The organism is Plantactinospora sp. CA-294935 (genome assembly GCF_050936445.1).
Classification (GTDB): Bacteria; Actinomycetota; Actinomycetes; order Mycobacteriales; family Micromonosporaceae; genus Plantactinospora.
Genome location: NZ_JBNJMU010000001.1, coordinates 9,541,532 through 9,561,767, shown reverse-complemented (window position 1 = coordinate 9,561,767; position 20,236 = coordinate 9,541,532). Strand labels below are relative to the sequence as shown.

The window sequence follows — 20,236 nt, the reverse complement described above, 5'->3', positions numbered from 1 at the left end:
ACCGGACCCAGCCGAGGCCGGTCCTGTGTGGAGTGCGAGCATGGCGGCCATGGAAATCTACGAGGACGAGCGTTCGGTGTCGCGGGCGGACCTGGCGGGCTGGCTGCGCCAGTTGGCCCACCAGCTCGATTCGGAGGGAAAGATCTTCTACGGCGCGGCCGGTGCGGTCACCGTCACCGACCAGGTCGAGTGTGAGCTGGAGATCGAGCGCGACGGCGCGGAGATCTCCGTCGAGATCGAGTTCTCCTGGACGGATCCCACCGCCGCCGCCAGCGCCGAGGACGAGGACGACGAGGAAGAGGACGAAGAAGAGGACGAGGTAGAGGACGAGGAAGAGGAGTCGACCGAGGCGTCGGCCACCGAGCCGGGCGACGAGCCGGCGGCGGACGGCGCACCGGCGGACGCCGAGCCGGTGAAGTCCGCGGAGCCGGTGAAGTCCGCGGAGGCGGCGGACGCCGAGCCGGTGAAGTCTGCGGAGCCGGTGGCGGAGACCGGCCAGCCCGCCAGCCCGACCACCACCACCGGAGCGGAGCCGTCCGGCACCGACGAGCCGACCAGCGAGGGACGGCCCGCCGGAGCGGCATGACCGTCCGGTCAGGACAGGTGACGGGTGGGCCAGCCGGCGGTTCCGGGGGCCGGCCCACCCTTGCGCCCCGGCCCACCGGGATTCCGGCCGGAAACTGACCGAAGTGCTACCTGGGGCGGCCGGCATGGCGGCGCCGGGCTGTTGGCCGTCGACCTCCGGGAGCCCCTCCGGCCGGTGTTCGGAAGTCCGGGCCCCGGGCTCGGCGGTGCGGTCACTCCCGGAGCTTGGCGCGGAGGACCCCGGCGTCCGGTGCGCCGAGTTCCTCGTAGACGGCGAGGGCCTGCCGCCAGACCGCCCGGCCGTCCCCGCTGCGCCCGGCCGTCCGCAGCGCGTCGCCGAGCCGGTGCAGGGTGGCCGCCTGGTACCAGCGGTCGTCGAGGTCCCGGTAGATCTCGGCCGCCCGCCGGTAGTGGTCGATCGCCGCGTCGTGCCGGCCCAGTTGGCTGTGCGCGGTCGCGGCGGCCTGCAACGCGCGGGCCTCACCCCGACGGTGGCCGAGCGACCGGAAGATCTCCAGCGATTCCGTGATCACCGGTACCGCCTCGGCCGGCCGGCCGGCGACGGTCAGGGTCAGCGCGATCTGGTAGAGCGAGATCGACATGTTTCCGGTCTCGCCGTGCGCCCGTTCCAGCGCGTACGCCTGCCGGCTGCACCGCAGCGAGCGGTGGTGCTCGCCGGCATCCCGGTACGCGGCGCCGAGGTTGCTCAGTACCGTCGCGATGCCCGCCGGGTCGGCCATCTCCCGGAAGATCTCCAGGGCCCGCCGGTGCGTCTGCACCGCCAGCGCGGTCTGCCGGGTCGACCGGTAGGCGGTGCCGATCCCACTGAGCATGTGCGCCTGGCCGATCGGGTCACCGGTGCGCTCGGCCGCGCCGAGTCCGGCCCGGTGGGTGCGGATCAGGTCACCCCAGGCACGGGTCAGGTGCAGGTGGACCCAGCCGGCGTAGGCGAGGCGCCAGCAGAGGTCGTCGAAGCCCTGGGCCTGCGCCAGCTCCACGGCGGCGATCAGGTTGTGCCGCTCGGTCTCGTACCACTGCCGGGCCTGCCGCTCGCCGGAGAAGGTCATCGGCGTGACGTCCCGGGGAGGTCCCGGCACCCTCACCTCGGACTCGCTCGGCTGGAGCAGCGGCCGGGCCTGCAGGGCGCTGCGGGTCAACCAGTCGACCAGCCGGCGTTGGCTGGCGGCCCGCAACCGTGGCGTGTCCTGTTCGGCGGTGAGTTCGGCGGCGTAGGTGTGCAGCAGGTCGTGCACCACGAACCGGCCAGGCGTGTGCTCGCTGACCAGGTGCGCGGCGGCGAGTTCGTCGATCAGGGTCCGGATCCGCGCCGCGTCGCCCCGGACCAGGGTCGCTGCGGCCGGGGCGGACAGCTCCGGGGTCGGATGCAGACCGAGCCGCCGGAAGAGCCGGGCGGCCGGCGCGCTGAGGGTCCGGTACGACCAGGAGAAGACCGCCCGTACGTCGACGGCCGTGTCCGGGCTGGCGAACCTGTCCAGCCCGCCCTCACTGTCGGCGAGTTGCCGGTCCAGTTCCGCCAGTGCGAAGGCGGGGCGGGCGGCGGCCCGGGCGGCGACGATGGCCAGCGCCAGGGGCAGCCGGCCGCACGCGTCGACGATCCGGTGCACCGCCCCGGGTTCGGCGTCGATCCGCCGTCGCCCGAGCCGCGAGCCGAGCATCTGCCGGGCCTGGTACGCGGTGAGCGGGTCCAGCCGGACCGTCCGGGCTCCCTCGGTCACCACCAGCGCGGACAGCTCGCTGCGGCTGGTGACCAGCACGAAACACCCGGTCCCGCCGGGCAGCAGCGGCCGGACCTGCTCGGCGTCGCCCGCGTTGTCGAGTACGACCAGCATCCGGCGACCGTCCATCAGCGACCGGTACAGCCCGGTCTGCCCGTCGAGGTCGGCGGGGATCTCTGCGGCGGGCAGCCCGAGCGCACGGAGGAACAGCGTCAACGCGTGCTCCGGGGTCACCCTGGCGCGGTCGTCGTAGCCGCGCAGGTTCACCCAGAGCTGGCCGTCGGGGAAGTGCTCCGCGACCCGCCGGGACCAGTGCAGCGCCAGCGCGGTCTTGCCGACCCCGGCCGTACCGTTCAGGACCACGACACCCGGTGCGCCACCGGGGCGGAGGTCGTGGGTGTCGAGCAGGGTGCGCAGCCGGGCCACCTCGCTGTCCCGGCCGGCGAAGCCGGAGACCTCCGGCGGCAGTTGCCGGGGTACCGGCGGCAGCCCGACCGCCTCGGTGGATGCCGTCAGGGTGCCGCCGAGCACCTGGGCGTGCAGCCGCTGGAACTCCTCGCCCGGGTCGAGCCCGAGTTCCTCGGCCAGGTGCCGGCAGCCCTCGTGGTAGGCGTCCAGGGCCTCCGCCCGGCGCCCGCTGCGGTGCAGTGCGGTGACCAGTTGCAGCCAGAGCCGCTCGCGCAGCGGGTCCTGGGCGGTCAGCCCGCGCAACTCCTCGACGAGTTCGGCGTGCCGGCCGAGCCGCAGGTCCACGTCGATCCGTCGCTCCAGCGTACGGAGTCGCTGTTCACGCAGACCGGGAACGCTCTCCCGGTGCAGCAGGTCGGACGGTACGTCGGAGAGCGGGTCACCGCGCCACTGCCGCAGCGCGGCATGCAGCGCGGTCGACTCGCCATCCAGATCGGACCGCCCGGCGGCCCGGTCGGCCGCCAGCAGCCAGTGCCGGAACCGCCCGAGGTCCACCAGATCGGTGCCGACCTCGATCAGGTAGCCGTCGGAGCCGGTGGCGATCAGCGGCGGCGAGCCCGCCTCGTCGAGCAGGGCGCGCAGCCGGGTGACGTACAACTGTGCGGCCCGCCGTGGGTTGTCCGGCTGCCGGTTGCTCCAGATCGCCTCGGTCAGCCGTCCGACCGAGACGAGCCGGCCCGGTTCCAGTAGCAGCGTCGCCAGCAGCGCCCGGCACTTCGGCGATCGGACCGGTACCGACCGGCCGGCCACCCGTACGTCGATGGGCCCGAGCAGCCCGAATTCCACCCCGTTGGTCATCGCCCTCTCCGCCCCCGCGTCTCCGATAGGCTGACACATCGGCCGGCAATCCGGAATACGTAGCTTGACGTACACATACAGGGTCGTGGAGACAGACGATAGCGGTTTTCCCACGAGATAGAGATCAATTCTCGGATCCATTGCGGAATTCCGCAACGGAATGACCATTCGCGGCCGGGGGGCGACGGCGTCGGGGTACCGGAGCGGCTGCCCCGGTACCCCGATGCCGTGCCGGTCGTCAGCCCAGGTAGCTCCGGCTGAGGACGATCTCCTCACTCGGCAGGCCGAGCAGTCCGAGCACCTGGACCCGGACGGCGGTCTGCACGAGCTGCCCGTTGGGGTTGGTGGTGGACTCGTTGAGGTAGACGACGGCGACCCCGGGGATGCCGATCGTCACCGGGCTACTGGTGCCGACGGCGGCACCGTTGATCGTGCCGACCACCCGGGAGGTCCGGGTGATGCCGGCCGGTCCGGCCACGCTGGTGCTCTCGATGGTGGAGAGGTTGACCAGACCGCCGAGCAGGTTGGCACCGGCGACGGTCGCCCGGGCCGTGGTCGTACCGGTGTCGGGGTCGAGCGTGCAACTGGCGTTGAGTACCCCGGTGGTCAACAGCGGCGGCGCGTTGACCGCCACCGAGGTCCGCGCGTCATTGGGCGGGCAGGTGACGTCGGGGGTCCGGGGGATGGTCAACAGCAGTCCGGTCGCCTGTAGCGCGAAGGCGCCGCCGGGCAGGTAGACGACCACCCGGACCACGGCGGTGGCCGAACCGCCGTCGTCGTCGGTCACCCGCACCAGCACGTTGTGCGGGCCGAGCGCGGTGAACGCGTGGCTGATCGTGCAGGTGCCGGCTCCGGCGGCCTCGTTGACCGTGCCGGCGGCGAGCGGGCTGCCGTCGTCGAAGTCGACCGAGCAGGTGTGCGTGTCGTTGGTGCCGATGTCGGTGAACGGCGCGGTGAAGCTGACCGGGGTGCCCCGGGTGAAGAGCGCGCCGTCGGCCGGGGCGGAGATGCTGACCGCCGGTGCGACGTTGGTCAGGGTCAGCGTGGCGGTGGCCTCCACCGGAGGGTTGACCCCGTCGTCGGCGGTCAGGGTGAGCGTGTAGATCCCGTTGTCGGTGCAGGTCACCGTCGTGGTCAGCGCGGCCTGGTTACCGAACGCGCAGGTCGCGCCCGGCTCGCCGCCACCGCTGACGTCCCAGTCCAGAGTGGCCGGTGGGCCGTCCGGATCGGTCACGTCGCCGGCGATGCCGACCGGGGTGCCCTCCTGCCCGGAGTACGGGCCGCCCGCCTCGACCACCGGCGGGGCGTTGATCACGACCGTAGTGCAGTCGGTGACGAAGCCGGTGCCGCCGCCGTCGCTGCCGAAGGCCCGTACGCAGATCTCGTGCGTACCGGCGGCCAGTGCCGGGGTGCTGGTGCTGTAGGTGACGTTCTTCGGCCCGGGTGCCTGTGGCAGGTCGGGCTGGATGTCGGCGTTGCCGATCGGGGTGTAGGGGCCACCGGGTCCGGTGGTGCTCAGCGCCAGCGAGCTGAGTTCGGAGGTGATGATGCCGGGCAGGAAGTCCGGCAGCGCCTCGGTGGGTACCTCGACGCACTGCCCGCCCGGCACTGTCGCGGCGGTGATCTGTTGGAGGCTGCCGCGGCCCTCACCGTCGTCCGTGCAGGAGGAGCCGGAACCGACCGCGAAGGTGTAGATGTCGACCTCCTCCGGGGTGCCCACCAGCGCGTCCGCCACGCCGCCGTCCGCACCGTCGGTGGCAACGCCGTCGGAGAGGAAGACCACGATCTTGCGCTGTTCGTCCATCTCGTCGGCCACTGCCCGGGCCCGGGTCACCGCGTCGGCGAAGTCGGTAGCGCCCTCGACCTCGCGGTGGGTGAAGTCGTCGACCCCGCCGTTGCCCGCGGCGTTGGAGAAGGCCGAGGCGAGCACCTCCTCGATGTCCCGATCGCCCGCGTCCGGCCCGGTACCGCCGAGGTCGCTGTCCGGGCCGGTGGTGAGTTCGTCGGGAGTGCCGCCCGGCACGACATCGGCGGCCACCGCTGTCGACCCGAAGACCACCGCCCCGACGCTGCCGACGGTGCCGGCGATGGCGGAATCGGTCACGATCTTGTTGTTGAGGTTCCGGGCGGCGGCGATCTCACAGTCGATGATCCGTCCGCAACTGTTGGCGCCCGCGTCGGTGCTGCCGGAGACGTCCAGCACGTAGACGACCGCGGTGTTGGCCACCGGTTGTCCGGTGCCGACCGCCGCCGTGCCGGTCACGGTCACCGGACCCGGGGGCAGCACCGCCCCGTCGGTCGGGGTGTCGATGGTGACCGAGATGCTGGTGCCGCCCGGCAGGTTGCCGTCGACGGCTCCCGCCGGTATCCCGGTCGCGAGAACGAGTGCCAGCGCCGTTACCGAGACAACCGTGGTGCCGGTCCAGGCTGACCTTGCACGCTTCATTGATTCCTCCTTTGTCGGGCGTGGAAAACGGGGGTACGACCCGAGCTCACGCAGACGGAGTATGGAGGGAGGTGAATGTAGTTCTTGCGCGTTAACAGACAGCCCGTTGACTGAATTCAGGTAGCTCTGTTTCTGTCGATCTGATATGCATTAGTCAATGGTTGGATGAACGGACTGAGTAGTTCCGGCCGCTCGTGTTGCGACGGGGGCGGACCGTCCCTTGACGACTGGCGAAATGCCGGGTCGTGGGCAGACCGGTGAGACGGCCACAGGTTTCGACATCCCCGGCCAGACCTGAATGGATCTTTATCCGGGTGTGCCGTCCACAGCCGTCCGCATCCCGGGCGCCCCACTCGTCGTCGTACCGGTGCGTGCCGGGAAGAGAACTGTTAGGGGGCTAGTCGATTGACGGTTGTCGTCGTCAGGTCGAGGGGAGGAGCCCCGGTACCCGTACCCGCTGCCGCGCCGCGTACCGCCGTCGCCGCCGGCCTGGTCGTGCTGCTCGCCGGAGCCGCAGCGCTGCGGCGACGTGTGGCGGCGCAGCAGCTCCGACCTCGGCGGCGTGGGCCGGTGGGCGGTCAACGTCACCTTCACCTCCCAGTGCGCCGGCAATCTCAACGCGGTGTACGCCAGCAACACCGTGACGAACGCGACCGGCGGGCTGACCAACATTGCCGTGACACCCTGAGCGGCGGGGCGTCGTGCCTGGTCAGATCGTGATGCTGGCCCCCGGCTCGGCCAGGGCGTGGAAGGTGATGCCGAGCGGCTCGACGTACCGGCGGTAGGTCTCGTAGCGCTGCCGGAGGAAGAAGTCCCGGGCGTAGCCGTCGTGCACCGGCAGGACCGCACCGGGCTGAAGCTGGGCGACGAAGCCGGCCACCGCGCGCTCGGTCAGGAAGGGCGCCATCACGGGTACGGCCGCCACCGCGACACCCCGGTACGCCAGCAGTCCCGGGTGCAGCGAGTCGCCGCAGTGCAGCAGCCGCCCGCCGACCAGATAGCCGGTGTTGCGCGGGGTGTGGTCGTCGAGGATCGGCTCGTGGTCGGCGGGAACGGCATCCAGGCGCAGCGGCCCGATCCGGTGCTCTCCGGTCTCCGCCACGGTCACGTCGAGCCCGTGTCCGCGCAGCGCCTCGGCGGTCTCCCGATTGCCGAGCAGTCGCGCCCCGGTCCGGTGCACGATCTCGACCAGCGCCTCCGGGTCGGCGTGGTCCGGATGGTGATGGGTGAGGGCGACGGCGTCGAGCCGACCGAAGTCCTCCGGGCGTACCCGCCCCTCGACGAAACCGAACCGGCCGGGATCGATCAGCAGCCGCACCCCGTCCTGCTCCACGAGCAGGCACGAGTGCAGGTACTTCGCGATCCTCACACCGCCGACCCTTCTCCAGGTATCCCGACCGGCTACCCGGACGTCGCGGGGGCAAACCCGGAATCGGGCGGGTCCCTACCAGGGCCGGTACGCTGGCCGGATGCGGCAGGGGCGCGGTGACTGGGCGCAGCGGTGGAACGCCGAGCGTCTGGACAGCCGGGTGACGGAGCTGCTGCGCCACTGGTCCGAGGATCCGGCTGGAGCCGCTGGCCAGCTCGACGCGGTGCTCCGGGCCGCCACGCCGCAGTCGGTGCTGTTCCTGGCGGAGACCTATCGACGTCGGCACCACTCACTCGAACCGCTGCTCAGCACCGGCACTGACAGCAGCGCCGGCACTGACAGCAGCGCCGGCACTGACAGCAGCGCCGGCACTGACAGCAGCGCCGGCACTGACAGCAGCGCCGGCCGGTTTGTCGAGGACTCCGGTAGCTACCCGACCGGAGTCGCGGCGCTGCTGACGCTGGACCGGTCGGGTCGGCTGCGCGAGGCGGGGCTGCGTCGGCTGGCCGCGAGCGAGGAACGGTTCGTGCTGCCGTACCTGCTGCTGCGGCTCGACGACCCGGTCGACCCGGTCCGCGACATCGCCGTCGATGCGGTGCGCCACCGGCAACGGGTCGACGGTGTCGAGGTGCTCGTACCGATGGCACCGCTGCTCGACCGGCTCGCCGGCCGGCGGCGGGCGGGTCCGCTGGTCCGGGCCCTCCGTCCCTAACCGAGCCCGACGACGTGATTCTCCCAGGCCCAGGCCGCGACCTCGACCCGGTTGCGCAGCCCCAGCTTGGTCTGGATGCCCGAGAGATGGCTCTTGACCGTGCTCAGCGAGATGAACAGCTCGGCGGCGATCTCCTGGTTGGTGCGTCCCCGGGCGATGGCCCGGACGACCTGGATCTCCCGTTCGGAGAGCGCCCGGGCGGGCCGCCCGGTGCCGGGTGCCCGCACGGCCCGCAGGTGGCGCAGCAGCCGGACCGTGACCGAGGGCGAGACCAGGGCGTCTCCGGCGTGCGCGGCCCGGACCGCCTCGACCAGCAGCGCCGGGCCGGCGTCCTTGAGTACGAAGCCGACCGCTCCGCCGCGCAGCGCGCCGTAGACGTACTCGTCGAGGTCGAACGTGGTGACCACGACCACCCGGAGCGGGTCCGGGACGTCGGGCCCGGCCAGCGCGCGGGTCACCTCGATGCCGTCGAGCCGGGGCATCCGGATGTCCACCAGACAGACGTCCGGGCGCAGCCGCTGGGCGAGCGCGACCGCCTGGCCCCCGTCGGACGCCTCGGCGACCACGTCGATGTCCGGCTGGTCCTCGAGGATGAGCCGCAGACCGCTGCGCACCATCGCCTGGTCGTCGGCGAGCAGCACCCGGATCGTCATCGGCGACTCCCGGCCGGTACGGGCACGCTGGCGCGTACCGCCCAGCCGGCGTCGGGACACGGCCCGGCCCGGAGGGTGCCGCCGAGCGCTTCGAGGCGTTCCCGCATCCCGATCAGCCCGTAGCCGGCACGGTGGGGATAGCGTGTCCCGCCCGGTGGGGCGTCGTCGACGACCTCGACCGTGACCGCTGACCGGTCCCGGGCGACGGTCACCGTGACCGACCGGGCGTGCGGGGCGTGCCGGGCGACGTTGGTCAGCGACTCCCGCACCACCCGGTGGACCGTACTGGTCACCTCGGGCGGCCACGTCGAGGTGTCCTCCCCGTCCGGCAGCCGCAGCCGTACCGCCGGCCCGTGGCCCTCGAAGCGCCTGACCAGGTCGCCGAGTTGTTCGGGGTTGGCGCTGGTCGGGGCCGCGTCGTCGGCGTCGCGCAGCAGCCCCACCACCCGGCGCATCGCGGCCAGCGCGTCGGAGCCGGCCGACTCGATGCCGGCCAGGGCGGCACCGGCCCGCTCGGGGTGCCGGCGGGCGACGATCTGCGCCGCCTGGGCCTGCACCACGATGCCGGTGATGTGGTGGGCGACGACGTCGTGCAGTTCCCTGGCCAGTTCCAGGCGCTCGTCCCGGCGTACCCGCTCGGCCACGGCCCGGCGGCGGGCCGCCAGCAGCCGCAGGCACAGCCCGCCCGTCAGCGCGGCGAGCCAGCCCATGGCGTTCAGCCCGGGGACGGCGCCGACACCGATGCCGGAGGAGGGCGGGAAGGCGAGATGGGCACCGACCACGATCGCCAGCCCGGCGATCGCGATCGCGGCGGCGGACCGTGCCGGCAGGGTCCGGATCGCGGAACCCACCAGCACGGAGAGTGCGAGGGCCATCGCGGGGCCGGGCTCGGCGGGCAGTCCGGCGGACCGGGCGACCAGGATGGCGACGGCCGCGAGGGTGAGGCCGGCGACCGCCGCCCAGAGCCGGTGGCGCCGACGCGCCAGGGCGATGCCGCCGGCCACCGCTCCGGCGGCGCAGTCGAACAGCCAGTAGCGGCCACCCCAGCTCGCGGCGAGTGCGGCCGCCGTGTCGACGAGGGCCGCGACGAACAGGATGCCGAGCCCGGCTTCGGCGGCGACCCGGGCCCGGCCGGCCAGCCGCTTCGGAACGTTCACGCTGGCCAGGTTACGGAACCCGGCTGGCTGCCGAACCGGCCGAAAGTAGGGTCGCGCGCCCGGCGGTGGCCGCCGGCGGGGTCAGCGAGGCTGCTCCCGGTTCTGCCCGGGCCCGGCGACGAATCGGTCGACGGAAATCGAGATGGCGCAGCCGACCCGGTTGCCCATGACCTCAGCCGACCCGGAGGGTCGGCACGGGCCGTTGCCGGGGCTACGGCTTCCGGGCGACTCCGGCGGCGACCTTGAGCATGGTCGGCGGAGCCTTCTCGTCCGGCCACCACTCCTGCACGTCGACGACGCCGGGCGAGAGCAGTTCGAAGCCGTCGAAGAACCGTTCGATGTCGTCCCGATGGCGGAACGTCATCGGCGCGGGGGAGTTCATCGAGATCTCCTCCAGCTTGGCCCTGGCCGCCGGGTCGCTGCCGTCGATGCAGAACTGGGAGATGCAGATGTAGCTACCCGGGGCCATCCGCTCGCGGAACCGCGCGATCAGCGCCGCCGGATCCTCGGCATCGGTGACCAGGTGGAACAGGCCGATGAAGAGCAGCAGCACCGGTTCGTCGAAGTTGATCAGCCGCCGTACCTGCGGATCTTCGAGGAGTTCGTCCGGCCGGCGGACGTCCGCCTGGATCGAGGCCACGTTCTCGTCGGTGGCCAGCAGGGCCCGGTTGTGGATGAAGACGATCGGGTCGCTGTCCACGTAGACCACCCGGGCGTCCGGGGTGATGGCCCGGGCGGTCTCGTGCACGTTCGGCGCGGTGGGGATCCCGGCGCCGATGTCGAGGAACTGCGTGATGCCGGCGTCGGCGCACATCTGGGTGACCCGGAGCAGGAACCGCCGCTGGGCCTTTCCGAGGGCGGGCAGGTCCGGGGCGAGCGCGATGACCTGCTTGGCCGCCTCCCGGTCCACCGCGAAGTTGTCCTTGCCGCCGAGTACGTAGTCGTACGCGCGGGCGTGACTCATCTGCGTGGTGTCGATACCGGACGGCACGGAGTCCTGGTTGGTCACGAGCACTCCCGGAAGTGGGATCGAGGGCTGCGAACGGCGAGCCGATCCTAGCCGGCCGACCGGGCCGGTGCCGGTGCGGAGGGCCGGCAGGAAAGGGGCTTCCCGGCGGCTCTGCATGCACGGTCACCGTGCGGTGGCGGTACGCGATTCGCGCCCGGAAACAGTGGCCCGAGGGGTTGAGCGGGCGACCGTCGCGCGGTAAGTTTTCCTCCAGGTGAGTAAGACTCAAGATGAGAACAACGGAGGTCTCACCGATGCGCCCGGAGTCCACGTTTCTGGCCGGTTACGACCCGACGGCGTTCCCACCGGTCGCGGTCACCGTCGACATCGTGGTGCTGACCATCCGGGACGGTGCCCTGCACGTACTGCTGGTGGAACGGGCCGAACACCCCTACCGGGGGCGGTTGGCCCTGCCGGGCGGTTTCGTCCGGGACGAGACGCTGGCCGAGGCGGCCCGCCGCGAGTTGGCCGAGGAGACCGGGCTGCGCCCGGGCGAGGCGGCCCTGGCCCGGGTCCACCTCGAACAGTTGCGCACCTACGGCGACCCGGGGCGGGACCCGCGGATGCGGGTGATGTCCGTGGCATACCTCGGATTCGCGCCGAGCCTGCCGGATCCCCGGGCCGGCGGCGACGCCGCCAGCGCCGCGTGGCTACCCGTGGACGACGTCCGGGACCTCGCCTTCGACCACGACATCGTGCTCGCCGACGGCCTGGAACGGGCCCGCGCCAAGCTGGAGTACACCCCGCTGGGCACGGCGTTCCTCGGGCCGGAGTTCACCATCGGGGAACTGCGCGCCGTCTACGCCGCCGTCTGGGGCGAGCAGCTCCATCCCGGCAACTTCCACCGCAAGGTGCTGTCGGTGCCCGGCTTCGTGGAGAGCACCGGCGGGACGACCAGCCGGGGCGGTGACCGGGGTGGGCCGAGGGCCCGGCTCTACCGGGCGGGCGACGCCACCCTGCTGCATCCGGCCCTGCTCCGGCCGACCCGGGAGGAGCAGGTCCGGTGAACCGGCCCGACGGTTCGGGGGCGAGGAACGGGCCCGGCGGGGCGGGACCGTCGTGCCGCAACGGGCGCTACCGGCCGACCCGTCCGGGCCGACGGAGCAGCGCCGGAAGCCGACCGGAAGGGGAGGGCACGATGACCTTCGACGAGGCGGTCGCCCTGGTGGAGCGGGCGCGTACCCCGGCCGAGATATTCGTCGACGGCGCGACGACGTACCGCCGGTTGGTCAAGATCCTGCACCCCGACGTCGCACCGGCCGGTCGCACCGCGACCGCGACGGCGGCCCTGGCCCGGCTCGCCACGCTCTGGACCGCGAGCAGCGCGGTCATCCGGACCCGCCGGCACCGCTGGTCCGTCGGCGCCGAATTCGCCAGCGGCGACGTCGGTACCCTGCGCGAGGTCGCCGACGGACCCCTGCGCGGCCTGCTGAAACTGCCCCGCGACCCGGTCGACGGCGATCTGGCCCGGGCCGAGATCGACGCCCTCGACCGGCTCGCCCGCTGTGGCGAACACCGGTTCCGGGCCTACGCGCCGCGCCTGCTGGACACCGTCACGCACGACGACCCGGCGACCGGGATCCGGCGCACCGGACCGGTGCTGGAACGGCTCGACGGGTTCGTCAGCCTCGCCGAGGTGGCCCGTCGGCATCCCGACGGGGTCGACCCGCGCGACGCCGCCTGGATGTGGCGCCGGCTGCTGGTCGGGCTCGGCTGGGCGCACCGGGCCGGCCTGGTGCACGGCGCGGTACTCCCCGAGCACGTGCTGATCCACCCCGCCGAACACGGCCTCGCCCTGGTCGACTGGTGCTACTCGGTCCCGCCCGGCCAGCGGATACCCGCGCTCGTCGCCCGGCACCGCGACAGCTATCCGCCGGAGGTGCCCGGCCGCCGCCCTGCCACCCCGGCCACCGATCTCTATGCCGCCGCCGAGTTGATGGCCCGGCTGATCGGTCCGCGCCTGCCGGCCGCGCTGCGCCGGTTCGCCGACGGCTGCCGCCTGGAGCGGCCGACGATGCGCCCCGACGACGCCTGGCGGCTGCTCGCCGAACTCGACGACCTGCTGCACGACCTCTACGGCCCCCGCCGATTTCGACCGTTCGCCATGCCGGCCTGATCCCTCAGGCCCGACCGAAGGGAAGCACCATGGGCAGTGGACGCTGGTCCACCGACGTGTACTCGGCCGCCGCGAGCTACCGCGCGGCCACCGGGGCGAGCCCGTTCGCCTACAGCGACGGCGGTGCCCGCACCGCGCATCCCGACCTCAGTCCCTACAAGGTGACCGCCCGGGAGAGCCGGGACAGCACCGAGCACCCGCACTCGACCCCGATCGCCGTACTCTTCGACGTCACCGGCTCGATGCGCGACGTGCCCCGGGTGCTCCAGGCGAAGTTGCCGCAACTGCTGGGACTGCTGCTGCGCAAGGGCTACGCCCGGGACCCGCAGATCCTGTTCGGAGCGGTCGGCGACGCCACCTGTGACCGGGTGCCGTTGCAGGTCGGCCAGTTCGAGTCGGACAACCGGATGGACGACCAGTTGGCCAACATCGTCCTGGAAGGGGGCGGTGGCGGCCAGCAGACCGAGTCGTACGAGCTGGCGATGTACTTCATGGCCCGGCACACCGAGCTGGACAGCGTACGCAAGCGCGGCCGGCCCGGCTATCTCTTCCTGATCGGCGACGAGCTGCCGTACGACCGGGTCAAGCCGGCCGAGGTCCGCCGGGTGATCGGCGACCAGCTCACCGAGCCGATCGCGGTCACCGAGATCGTCCGCGAGCTGCGGCGCAGCTTCGAGGTCTACTACATCCTGCCGGGTGGATCCAACTACGCCGGCGATCCGCGCATCCTGAACGCCTGGCGGAAGCTGCTCGGCCAGAACGTCCTGGAGCTCGACGACCTCGACGCGGTCTGCGAGACCATAGCGCTCACCGTCGGGCTCGGCGAGCAGGCCATCGACCTCGACGCCGGGCTGCGGGATCTCGACGACGTCGGCTCGACCGTCGGCGCCAGCGTCGGCCGGGCGCTGGCGACGGTCCGGCGCGGCCCGGCCGGCAGCTCGGTGGCCCTGACCGGGCTCGACGACGGCACCGGCGGAAACCTCCGGCTGTGAACCACACCGTCGTCGTCGACCTCGGCTACGGGGACGCGGGCAAGGGCACCACGGTGGACTGGCTCTGCGCGCGGGAGCCGGTCACCGCCGTGATCCGGTTCAACGGGGGTGCGCAGGCCGCACACAACGTGGTGACGCCGGACGGGCGGCACCACACCTTCGCCCAGTTCGGCTCGGGCACGCTGCGCGGGGTGCCCACCCACCTGTCGCGGTTCGTCGTGGTCGACCCGCTGGCCCTGGCGGCCGAGGCGGCGGCGCTGGCCCGATCGGGGGTGCCGGACCCGTTCGGGCTGCTGACCGTGGACGGCGACGCGTTGCTCGCCACCCCGTGGCACCGCGCCGCGAACCAGCTCCGGGAGCTGCGGCGCGGTGCCGACCGGCACGGTTCGTGCGGGGTCGGGGTCGGCGAGACCATGGCGTACGCGCAGCGCCACCCCGACGCGCCGCGGGTCGCCGACGTTCGTGATCCGGTACGCCTGCGTCGCCGGCTCACCCGGCTCCGCGACCGGCTCACCGACGAACTCGGCCCGATCGACGCACCGCCGCTCGACGACGTGCTGGCGGCGTTCCGGGCGTTCGGCGAGGCGGTCGCGGTGGTGGACGGGACCGCCGTGCGGCGGCGCCTGCTCCGCGCCGGGCCGTGCGTCTTCGAGGGTGCCCAGGGGGTGCTGCTGGACGAGTGGCGGGGCTGGCACCCGTACACCACCTGGTCGACCACGACCTTCGACAACGCGGCGACCCTGCTGGCCGAGGCGGACCGGTCGGCGCTGCGGCTCGGCGTGGTGCGCACCTACACCACCCGGCACGGGGCGGGGCCGTTCGTCACCGAGGATCCGGCGCTGCGCCTGCCGGAGCCGCACAACGGGACGGGGTGCTGGCAGGGCCCGTTCCGGGTCGGTCACTTCGACGCGGTCGCGCACCGGTACGCCGTGCAGGTCTGCGGCGGGGTCGACGCGCTGGCCGTCACCCACGCCGACGCGCCGGACCGGGAACCGGCACTGCGGATCTGCACCGGTTACGAGGTGGCCCGGGCGCCGCTGTTCCGGCTGATTCCCGGCCCGGCGCGGGATCTCGCACACCAGGCGGAGCTGACGGCGTTGCTGCACCGGGCCCGGCCGGCCGTGCTGTTCCGGCCGGACGACTGGCCGACGACGATCGGTGCGCTACTCGACCTGCCGGTGCTGATGACGTCGTTCGGCCCCCGGGCCACCGACAAGCGTCCCGGCAGCGGGTGCGGCGCGCGGCCGCCGTCTCGACCGGGCGCCCGGCACGCCGGCCGGGCGACCCCGGCCGGCGTCAAAGCTCGGTGACCACCAGGTCGAGCTGACGGGGGCGGCCGGCGACCACCGGCTGCTCCTCGACGGTGTACTTCAGGTCGCGCAGCGCCTCGACCAGCCGGCCGGGGGACCGGGGTGCCGCGCCGGCCAGCAGTAGGTCGCGGACCAGCCGACCCTTGCTGGCCTTGTTGAAGTGGCTCACCACAGACCGCCGGACCTCCCCGGCGACCATCTGCTCGTGCAGCACCCGGACCGTGACGGTGTGCTCGGCCAGCCGGCCGGTGGGCCGCCACATCGCGGCGTACCCGCTGGAGCGCAGGTCGAGCACGGGTCCGCCGCCGGCCGTCTCGGTGAGCACCGGGTCGAACAGCGCGCGCCAGTACGCCGCCAGCCCGCCCACCCCGGGCAGGTTCACCCCGACCGCGCAGCGGTACGCCGGGATCCGGTCGTCCATCCGGATCGCCCCCCAGAGCCCGGAGAAGACGAGTACGGAACGCCGGGCCCGGGCCCGGGCCGGACCGGGCAGGGTGCCGAGGCCGAGTGCGTCGTAGAGCACCCCGGTGTAGACCTTGGCCGCCGGCTGGGCCGGCGCGGTGCGCAGCCGGGCGTTGCGGTCCAGCTCCTCGTCCTGCCCCGGGCTGAGCCCGAGCACCTTCCGGGCGCGGTCCCGGTCCGGCCCGGCGCAGAGTGCGACGAGCGCGTCGAGGACGCGTTCCCGTCCAGGGTTGAGCGCGGGCTGGGTCAGCGCGTCCGGATTCACCGGCCGGCCGGAGCGGGGCGCGGTCTTCCCCTCCGACGGAGGCAGCAGGATCAGCACGACCAGCAAGCCTACGCAGCGGCCCGGCCGGCGCGTACGGGGCGTGCCGGGCGGCCGCCCCGGACGCGTACCGGTCGGAGCGGTCGGTCAGGCCGCCTTGCCGAGGGCGTGCTGGGCCAGCAGTTCGCCGTGCTTGCCGGCCGAGGTGTGCCCGGCTTCGAGGTTCTGCCGGGCCAGGTCCCGCAGCGGCTCCATCGCCGGGGTGATCTCGGCCAGGGTCAGCTCTACCTCGCTGACGTGCAGGTCCAGTTCGAGAACGTCCCCGAAGAACCGGCGGTAGTACGGGGTGGCGTGGTCCCAGCCCTCCCGGGGGGTACCCGGACCGTAGCCGCCGCCCCGGGTGACGATCAGCGCCGCCGGCCGGCCGCGCAGCGGCGACTCCTGGCCCGGGGCCAGCCGGGGCTCGGTGAGCAGCAGGTCGATCCAGGACTTGACGTGCTGGGACACGCCGTAGTTGTAGAGCGGCACGGCGAGCAGGTACGCGTCGGCCGCGACGAGTTCGTCGACGTAGCCGGCGGCGAGGGCGGCGGCCTGCGCCTGGGCCTCGGTGCGCTGGTCGGCCGGGACGAATCCGGCGCTGACCGCCGCCGGCCAGGCGTCGGCCGGCACCGGCGAGGCGGCCAGGTCGCGCCGGATGACCAGCCCGGACGGGTGGGTACGGGTCCACGCCGCCTCGGCGGTGTCGGCGACGGCCCGGCTGACGGACTGCTCGCCGCGGATGCTGGCGTCGAGTCGGAACAGGCTCACTCTTACCTCCGAAAGAAGTTCTGTAATCGCGACCAAGTTAGCCACAGACCGACTGCTGAACAGCAGAACTGTGATTTATATTATCTTCGGTCAGATATTTCTGTCTCACAGAACATCTAGCGGGCGATGATCTTCCAGACGGGTATGCTGGTCACGTGTCCGACACCGCAGCTCCCGCGCCATCCGCCGCCCGTTCCGAGGACGGCGGCGGTCGGATCGCGGCGGAGTTGCTCAAGGACGACTTCGGCTGGGCGCTCGGGGTGATCATGCGGCGCTACCTCCGCGCGGCGGAGGAGATCGTCAACGACGTGCCGGGTGGGCCCCGGGGCTACCAGGTCGTCGCCTCGGCGAGCCAGAACCTGGCCACCAACCAGGGCGCGATGGCCGCCCAGCTCGGCATCGACCGGACCGTCCTCACCTACCTGATCGACGACCTGGAGGCCGCCGGACTGGTCTCCCGGCAGCCCGACCCGGCCGACCGGCGCAGTCGCCGGGTGGTCGCCACCGAGGCCGGGAAGGCGCTCTGGCAGGACCGGCAGGCCGCCCTGGCCAACGCCGAGGCCGAGATCCTCCGGGTACTCGGCCGGGACGAGTCGGCCTTCAAGGAACTCCTGCAACGCGTGGCGATACACGCGGACCGGCTCGACCCGATGCACAACGCCTGCCAGGTGGTCGAGGAGCTGAACGAGCAGGAAAACCGGAGCCGCCGCCGGCGCTGACCGCGCCACGCGGACGGGACCGATCCCGATCGCGCCGAGGGCCAGCCGTGCGCCGCCGGTGGTCCACCGCTCGCGGACAAATCCGCCGACGGATGTATCTGGGCCGGGAGTAGCCGCCTCTGTACTGGTGAGCCGCGGCCGCCCGGCCCGGCTGTACCTCGTCCGGAATCGGTGACCCATGCTGTCAACCTGGGTATCGCTGCTGCTTCTCGTCGCGGCGGCCGGCATCGTCATGGTCGTCGTGCGGCGCCGCCGCGGTGCGGAGACCACTCCGGCCGGCGGTCCGTCCACCATCGACGTGAGCGCCGAACTGCCGACCTTCAACATCGTCGCCCTCGGTGCCCAGGAGACCGGCAAGACCGTCCTGCTCGCCAGCATGTTCCACCGGCTCAGCACCGAGCTGCGCGAGGGTGGCTTCCGGCTCGTCACCGGGCTCGAACAGGCGGCCGACCTGACCGACCTCTACGCGACCCTGCGCGACCCGGAGGACACCTGGCCGCCCGGGACGATGATCGGACAGACTCGTTCGTTCACCTTCGACTGCGTCGGCACGGCCGGCGGTCGGGATCACGCCGTACTCCGGTTCAACTACCTCGACTACGCCGGGGAACTGGTCGGCGGCGGGCGGGCGGCGAGCGTACCGGCGCACGGGCGGCAGGCCAGTCAGCAAGATCTGGAGCAGCGGCTGGGCGCCGCGCACGCGATCTTCGGCATCATCGACGGCCGACGCATGGTAGACGCGCTGCGCGGTGGCCGGGAGGGCCAGCTCTACCTGGAGAACACCATCGTCCCGATGATCGTGCTGATGCGTCGGGCCGAGTGTCCGGTGCACTTCGTCCTCACCAAGTGGGATCTGTTCGACACCGTCGGCGCCGAAGAGGACGAGGAGAACGACCGGCTCGAACTGGCCCGCAAGGAACTGCTGTCGTACCCGCCGATCCGCAACCTGGTCGAGCAGCGACGCCGGGCGCGCAAGATGGTCCGGTTGATCCCGGTCTCCGCGATCGGACGGCAGTTCGCCACGATGGCCGCCGACGGGCACATGGTCAAACTGCGGCACGGCCGGCTCCGGCCGGTCAACGTCGAACTGCCGCTCTGCGCCGTGCTGCCCGACCTCTTCGGGCAGGTCAGCGCGCAGCTCGACGAGGCCGTCGAGCGGAAGATCGTCGAGGAGTCCCGGGCACTCTCCCGGCTCTCCGCCGCCGAGACCGTGTCGGCGGTCGGCCGGTTCCTGGCCCGCCCCGCCGGACAGGCCGTACGCCTCGCCGTCGGCCTGGCCGTCGGGCGGAACGCGTTCAGCGAGCAGATCGTCAGCACCTTCCTCGACTGGGTCGGGGAGCCGTTCGAGGCGAAGGCCCGGGAGGTGGCGCAGACGATCGACGACGCGCACCGCTCCGCCGAGCAGATCCGGCTCGCCAGGCAGGCCGTGCTGGAGGAGTTCCGGGAGAACATGGTCGTACTCCGCCGGCAGCTCCCCGCCTCCGACCTCACCACCTGGGGTGCCCGGTGAGCGCCGCGCCGGCCCGGTCCGGCTGGCCGTTCCTGGTCGGTCGCGGTCGGGACGCCGGCTACCGGATGCTGCTCACCCCGGCTCCGCTGGCCGACCGGAACGACTCGGACGGGCTGCTCGCCGCGGTGACCGGCGAGGTGCCGGCGGACGCGCCACCGGTGGTCGCGGTCGTCGGCCCGGGCGGGGCACTCTGCGTTGTCTACCGCACCCTGCGGCCCAGCACCGCCGACACCGGCGCCACCGGTCCCGGCCGGTCCACGCCGTTGCTCGACCGGGCCGGCCGGCCACTGGTCCTGGCGTACGGCTTCGTGTGCCGGGGCGGCCGGGTGACCCGGGTCGACGAAGCCGACCTGCGGTACGCCCGCGAAGTGGCGCTGGACGCCTTCCGCCGGTTCCACGCCGACGAGGCGGCGTACCGGACGGCGGTGTCGGAGCCGTACCCGCTGCGCTCGGAGGTTGTCGGACGACCGGCCGGTCGCGCCGGGGACGGCGGGCAGGCCCGCTCGGCGCCACCGGGGCAGCCCCGTTCCATGTCACCGGGCCGGGAGGCACCATCCGTGGCGGCCTGGCGGCCCGACGCGCTGCCGCCGTCCGGCCGGGACCGGAACGGCCGGCCGCGCCCACCGACCCTGCTGCTCGGGCTCTGCGCGCTGCTGCTCGTGCTCGGCGGGACCGGCCTCTGGCTGGCCACCCGGCCGCCCGAGGTGCCGGTGCCGGGCGTCGTGGGGCTGCCGGAGGCGGACGCCGTACGGGACCTGCACACCGCCCGGCTGCGCGCCGTACCCGGGTCGGAGCGGTGGGGCGGGGGCTGCCGGCCGGGCCGGGTGGTCGAACAGTCCCCGGCGGCGGGCACCAGGGTCCGGGAGCAGACCGAGGTGGTGTACGCGCTCTGCCCGCAAGGGCGCCCGCCCGCGCCGCCGTCACCCGCGCCCGCGCCGCCGTCACCCGCGCTCGTGTCGCCGTCACCCGCGCGCTCCACGGCGGCGCCGGAGCGGCGGTCGCGTGCCACCAGTGAGATCGAGGCTGTACGACCGTAACGATCATCGGCGTAGGATGGCGCCGAGCGGCGGGATCGGTCATCGAAGCGTGGTGAGAGGCGGGTCGCGGGTCGGTATGGCGGTTCGC

Annotated in this window: 18 protein-coding genes; 10 read left to right on the top strand and 8 right to left on the bottom strand. The window is 73.0% G+C overall.

From position 1 onward, the window contains the following. Positions 1–49 precede the first annotated feature (49 nt). Positions 50–586, top strand: a complete 537-nt coding sequence (locus ACQEVC_RS41425) for an amphi-Trp domain-containing protein (RefSeq protein WP_432889367.1) — start codon at positions 50–52, stop codon at positions 584–586. 211 nt (positions 587–797) lie between these two features. Here the strand turns inward: ACQEVC_RS41425 and ACQEVC_RS41420 are convergent, their stop codons facing one another. Beyond that, the gene (locus tag ACQEVC_RS41420) at positions 798–3,587 is read right to left on the bottom strand and encodes a BTAD domain-containing putative transcriptional regulator (protein WP_432889365.1); all 2,790 of its coding nucleotides are present in this window, start codon (positions 3,585–3,587) and stop codon (positions 798–800) included. 238 nt (positions 3,588–3,825) lie between these two features. After that, positions 3,826–6,033 carry a choice-of-anchor P family protein gene (locus tag ACQEVC_RS41415; protein ID WP_432889363.1) on the bottom strand — a complete coding sequence of 736 codons (2,208 nt, stop codon included), beginning with the start codon at positions 6,031–6,033 and terminating at the stop codon, positions 3,826–3,828. 412 nt (positions 6,034–6,445) lie between these two features. On the opposite strand from ACQEVC_RS41415, the gene ACQEVC_RS41410 reads away from it, so the two are divergent. Continuing rightward, positions 6,446–6,721, top strand: coding sequence for a hypothetical protein (locus ACQEVC_RS41410; RefSeq protein WP_432889361.1), 276 nt, complete (start codon positions 6,446–6,448; stop codon positions 6,719–6,721). 21 nt (positions 6,722–6,742) lie between these two features. On the opposite strand, the gene ACQEVC_RS41405 is transcribed toward ACQEVC_RS41410, so the two are convergent. After that, the gene (locus tag ACQEVC_RS41405) at positions 6,743–7,402 is read right to left on the bottom strand and encodes an MBL fold metallo-hydrolase (protein ID WP_432889359.1); all 660 of its coding nucleotides are present in this window, start codon (positions 7,400–7,402) and stop codon (positions 6,743–6,745) included. Between the two features lie 100 nt (positions 7,403–7,502). On the opposite strand from ACQEVC_RS41405, the gene ACQEVC_RS41400 reads away from it, so the two are divergent. Then, the gene (locus ACQEVC_RS41400) at positions 7,503–8,114 is read left to right on the top strand and encodes a hypothetical protein (RefSeq protein WP_432889357.1); all 612 of its coding nucleotides are present in this window, start codon (positions 7,503–7,505) and stop codon (positions 8,112–8,114) included. On the opposite strand, the gene ACQEVC_RS41395 is transcribed toward ACQEVC_RS41400, so the two are convergent. The 3 genes from ACQEVC_RS41395 to ACQEVC_RS41385 all read right to left on the bottom strand — a co-directional run bounded on the left by ACQEVC_RS41395 (position 8,111) and on the right by ACQEVC_RS41385 (position 10,933). Then, on the bottom strand, positions 8,111–8,767 hold the full coding sequence (locus ACQEVC_RS41395; RefSeq protein WP_432889354.1) for a response regulator: 657 nt from the start codon (positions 8,765–8,767) through the stop codon (positions 8,111–8,113). The genes ACQEVC_RS41400 and ACQEVC_RS41395 overlap by 4 nt on opposite strands. After that, positions 8,764–9,924: a histidine kinase gene (locus ACQEVC_RS41390; RefSeq protein WP_432889352.1), complete on the bottom strand. Its 1,161-nt coding sequence runs from the start codon at positions 9,922–9,924 to the stop codon at positions 8,764–8,766. Before ACQEVC_RS41390 ends, ACQEVC_RS41395 begins: the two co-directional genes overlap by 4 nt. Positions 9,925–10,135: 211 nt before the next feature. Continuing rightward, the gene (locus ACQEVC_RS41385) at positions 10,136–10,933 is read right to left on the bottom strand and encodes an SAM-dependent methyltransferase (RefSeq protein ID WP_432889350.1); all 798 of its coding nucleotides are present in this window, start codon (positions 10,931–10,933) and stop codon (positions 10,136–10,138) included. 254 nt (positions 10,934–11,187) lie between these two features. Here ACQEVC_RS41385 and ACQEVC_RS41380 point away from each other — a divergent pair, with 254 nt between their 5' ends. The 4 genes from ACQEVC_RS41380 (at position 11,188) to ACQEVC_RS41365 (ending at position 15,351) form a co-directional block, all read left to right on the top strand. Next, a complete protein-coding gene (locus tag ACQEVC_RS41380; protein WP_432889348.1) occupies positions 11,188–11,940 on the top strand; it encodes an NUDIX hydrolase in 753 nt (250 codons plus the stop codon). Between the two features lie 131 nt (positions 11,941–12,071). Next, positions 12,072–13,049 carry a molecular chaperone DnaJ gene (locus ACQEVC_RS41375; protein ID WP_432889346.1) on the top strand — a complete coding sequence of 326 codons (978 nt, stop codon included), beginning with the start codon at positions 12,072–12,074 and terminating at the stop codon, positions 13,047–13,049. A gap of 29 nt (positions 13,050–13,078) precedes the next feature. Continuing rightward, entirely contained in the window at positions 13,079–14,041 is a 963-nt protein-coding gene (locus ACQEVC_RS41370; RefSeq protein ID WP_432889344.1) for a hypothetical protein, read from the top strand. Next, positions 14,038–15,351 (top strand): adenylosuccinate synthetase, encoded by a 1,314-nt coding sequence (locus ACQEVC_RS41365; RefSeq protein WP_432889342.1) that lies wholly within the window; start codon positions 14,038–14,040, stop codon positions 15,349–15,351. Before ACQEVC_RS41370 ends, ACQEVC_RS41365 begins: the two co-directional genes overlap by 4 nt. Here ACQEVC_RS41365 and yaaA read toward each other — a convergent pair. Beyond that, positions 15,338–16,135: a peroxide stress protein YaaA gene (gene yaaA / locus ACQEVC_RS41360; protein WP_432889340.1), complete on the bottom strand. Its 798-nt coding sequence runs from the start codon at positions 16,133–16,135 to the stop codon at positions 15,338–15,340. The genes ACQEVC_RS41365 and yaaA overlap by 14 nt on opposite strands. Positions 16,136–16,222: 87 nt before the next feature. After that, entirely contained in the window at positions 16,223–16,882 is a 660-nt protein-coding gene (locus tag ACQEVC_RS41355; protein ID WP_432889337.1) for an FMN-dependent NADH-azoreductase, read from the bottom strand. Positions 16,883–17,037: 155 nt separating this feature from the next. On the opposite strand from ACQEVC_RS41355, the gene ACQEVC_RS41350 reads away from it, so the two are divergent. From ACQEVC_RS41350 to ACQEVC_RS41340, 3 genes are all read left to right on the top strand, one after another. Next, positions 17,038–17,601, top strand: coding sequence for a MarR family winged helix-turn-helix transcriptional regulator (locus ACQEVC_RS41350; RefSeq protein ID WP_432889335.1), 564 nt, complete (start codon positions 17,038–17,040; stop codon positions 17,599–17,601). Between the two features lie 178 nt (positions 17,602–17,779). Continuing rightward, complete coding sequence (locus ACQEVC_RS41345; protein WP_432889333.1) at positions 17,780–19,111, top strand: hypothetical protein; 1,332 nt, start codon at positions 17,780–17,782, stop codon at positions 19,109–19,111. Further along, positions 19,108–20,148, top strand: a complete 1,041-nt coding sequence (locus ACQEVC_RS41340; protein WP_432889331.1) for a PASTA domain-containing protein — start codon at positions 19,108–19,110, stop codon at positions 20,146–20,148. Before ACQEVC_RS41345 ends, ACQEVC_RS41340 begins: the two co-directional genes overlap by 4 nt. The last annotated feature ends 88 nt before the right edge of the window (positions 20,149–20,236 follow it).